The organism is Candidatus Cloacimonadota bacterium (genome assembly GCA_011372345.1).
Taxonomy (GTDB): Bacteria; Cloacimonadota; Cloacimonadia; order Cloacimonadales; family TCS61; genus DRTC01.
On sequence record DRTC01000298.1, the window covers coordinates 1 to 3765 of the forward strand.

The following is a 3765-nucleotide window of genomic DNA, read 5'->3' on the forward strand; positions in this document are numbered from 1 at the left end:
TTCCAGCCAGTAATTATAAGTTGTATCGAAGAGTAAATTGTCAACATCTTCGAATTCATATTCTGTCGGTTCGGTGGAAGTTCCTGCACCTTGAATGAGAGAACCATTGATCTGAACAGCATCTTCCAAATCGGTTTCAGAGCGGTAGATATTCCAACCTTGATTATTGGATTCGGATTGGGTTGTCCATTCGAGAAGGGAGGAGCCGTTTGCGTAAATTGCTGTGAAAGTTGAGAGTTCTACCGGAGTTGGACCATCAGGGGGATTATCTTGTAAATACGGATAACCATCATTTATGGAACCATCTATATTCCAGTAATTATCAGTTCCAATATCATCATAGGGATTTCCGACAAAATCCCATGGATATGATAAACCGGTACTCCAGGCAACATCTGTAAAGGTTCTGATATTTTTCATTTCTGCTGTGGTTTTGCCCGTACCACCAGAACTTGAAGATTGCCCGGAAGTTTGTGTATCCCAAAATGAATTTGTAATTACTCCACTTCCGTGTCCATCAGCATCATTACAAAAACCATCCTGTGTAGTAGCATCTGAAACTGCACCTGTGGAATAACAATTATCTATAGAACCATTATTGAAACTAACAAAACCAGCAGCTTCATATACGGCACTAACGCTTGCTCCGGAGTAGCAATCAGTAATTTCATAATGACTTTGGGCAGACAAACCGGCAGCTACTGAGTTACCTGCAGATCCTGTAACGCTTCCTGTTACAAAACACAAACTTATATTGGACATTGCTCTACCAACTAAACCTGCTGTGCGATATCCACCTGTAATATTAACATTTTCAAGTCCTAAATTCTTGATATATGATCTCTCTTGCGAATAGTCCCTATCAGTATAACCAAAAAGACCAACATCATTACTTGAAGGTCTGTTAATATAAAGATTGGAAATTGTATGAAAATTACCATCATAATATCCTTTAAAATGAGTACCTGATTCTGAACCAATGGGTGAGAAACCTGCACCTCCATTCCAACCGCTTGTTGCCGAAGCATTAATATCTGCGGTTTGTTCAAAATAATTTCCCCAATCTGCAGATGTTGTACTCAGTTCCTGTAAATCGTTTAAAGTTGCTATTTGATACGGTTCACCAGATGTTCCAATACCTCCACTGTAGGTACCTGCCACCAATCCTATGTTCGTTGCCAACAATAATGTCAGCAATATTCCGAGAACTAAATCTGTGTTTTTCATTTTTGCTCCCATTCCGCTTCTTGCGGATTGTTTTTATCCCGATCATCTCGGGAGAGTTTAAACAGACCTTCAAGGTTTTTTAACCTTGAAGGTCTTTGCTCGCATCAATTAAAGTTTAGTTCATATGACCAGTGGTTGATTTTGAATTTCGTAAGTCCTTATTTTTCAACCTCTGTGTCATCTTGAACTAAACTGAAATTGGGTCAAATGTGCCTTCACCTCTGGTCATTTGACCTTATTCCATCAAGATCATCTTTTTAATGTAGGTTTCATTTCCTGCTTCCAATCTGTAGAAATATATGCCTGACGATACTTCTTCACCATTATCGTTTGTACCGTTCCAAACAAAACTATCTTTGACGGCATTGTCTTTTTTGAAGGTTCGGATCAACTGTCCTTTTGCGTTATAGATGTTCAGTTCGCAATTTGCGGCTTCTTTCAGGTTGAAACTTATCGAGGTGATGTTACCGGCAGGATTAGGATAGTTCTGGAATAAACCGAATACTTCCATATTTGGATCGTCGGGGTTTTCTCCTTCTTCCGGAATGGTAAGAGAGATCGGACCAATGTGTTCTGTTTCTCCGGAGAAACTGATGCTTTCCAACCAATACAAATAAGTATTATTCACAACAAGTTCCTCTTCGTCATAGAATTTATAATTTGTAGGTTCGGTGGAAGTTCCTGCACCATTAATAAGATGTCCATTGATCTGAACAGCATTTTCCAATTCGGTTTCGGAACGATAGAGATTCCAACCCAGATTATTGGATTCAGATTGAGTTGTCCATTCGAGGAGAGAAGAACCGTTTGCATATACTGCGGTGAAAGATGAAAGGGTAATAGGAGTTGGAGAATCTTCATCAAGGTAAAAATATACTGTCTCAACATTATCGGACAGAGTTATATTCTCGATCGTAGAAGAAATGTATCCATCCGAATATCCGGTAATATCAAAAGTCCCATTAGGAAGATAAACAATAAAGTAGCCGGAATTATGGTCTGCACCGGCATAATACCAATTTATCCCATTTTCTGCATTTATCCAGGCATAATCGTCCGTTGGATGTCCAAAGGAGTCATAAACATATCCTTCGATAGCAGAAAGAGTTGAGTAATAATTGAAATCCATACCGGTAGAACCGGACAATACTTCATGATAGTTGTCGTTCGTATAAGCCCAATCAGGTGCATCTTCCCAGAGACTGACATTATAGTCTGCCATGCTGGATACGGGAAGAGAGTAAGAACCATCAGCTTCCGTAAAATCAAAAGAATATCCCAGATCGCAATCGCAATTAACTTCTACATCTGAAAGAGGAGAACCATCCAAATAAACAGCACCTTGAATAGTAGAATCAGTAGAGTAAACAGTAAAATCTACAGTTTCAGTGGCGCCGTCAGCAACAAAAATTTCAATTTCTTTGGGACTCAAATAATCAGGGATTAATTCCTCTTCCCATAATCTTACCCGGTAATATCCTTCTGCTACTCCAATACTATAAAATCCGAATTCATTTGTAATGGAAAAGAAGCCTGGTCCTTCTCCCTGACCTGCTTCTACTTCATAACCTATTAGAGGACTTCCAAGTTCATCTAAAACATAACCTTCTATAAATGAGGAGGGAGCAACAAAATGAAAATCATACCCGGTTAAATGACCATCGATCAAAACATCAGGATAAGGTTCTTGAGGTATCATTCCTCCGGTCACCCCTAAATGATCCATCGCCTGAACATCATAATTAGCTGCTTCCGGAACATGACAAATATAATAACCGGCAGCATCGGTAAAAGCCATCCAGGCTGGACCTGAATCGGGACGAACATCGATAATTATACCTTGAACTGCGGGTGTTACATCTCCGGAAACAGAATAATCACTGATAATAGATTCGATGAACACATAAGCGACATCGATTTCTCTCCCATCTTCTGCGATATAAAGTAATCCTAAATTTCCTACTCTATTAGGTCCATCTTCGTCACCGTACATTGTTTCCTGATAGATTCCAACTGTCGGGTCTTCATCATTTGCATCATTATCCGCGATATCTTCGGTTTCATGCAGATCAAAATCGATTGCCGCATCCCATTGACCATTTCCATCCATATCAATCCATTCACTTAACTGTGCAGAAAAATATCCCGCTGAAAATTGGATGGTAATAATGTAATCATTTCCTTGAGTGATATGGGTCGAATCCTGCCCATTGATCTTGATATCGATAGGATCTCTAAAGTTGGTTCGATAAGAATGATTGTTAATGTTGGAATTTTTTGTTGTGGATACTTCTAATGGATTTAGTGATGTTCTCATATCGAATAGTTGGATATTATCTGCGAATAATACACTTACAAAAAGCGTAAGTATAATTCCTGTTAAAAATGTTTTTTTCATCTTTACCCCCTGGTTAAATTTTGTTTAGTCTAATATCAGACTAATCTTTTTGTTATTTTTTGATTTTATTGTTTTAATTCTTTATTTCTTAATTTTGTTTTTTATAATTAATATCTCTCCAGATTCAGTGGTGAAGCCAA

Annotated in this window: 2 protein-coding genes; both read right to left on the minus strand. The window is 38.4% G+C overall.

The genetic code is table 11. From position 1 onward, the window contains the following. The coding region (locus ENL20_05825) for a hypothetical protein (protein ID HHE38074.1) at positions 1-1227 on the minus strand (1227 nt) is incomplete at its 3' end. Between the two features lie 235 nt (positions 1228-1462). After that, positions 1463-3625, minus strand: coding sequence for a T9SS type A sorting domain-containing protein (locus tag ENL20_05830; GenBank protein HHE38075.1), 2163 nt, complete (start codon positions 3623-3625; stop codon positions 1463-1465). Positions 3626-3765 lie beyond the last annotated feature (140 nt).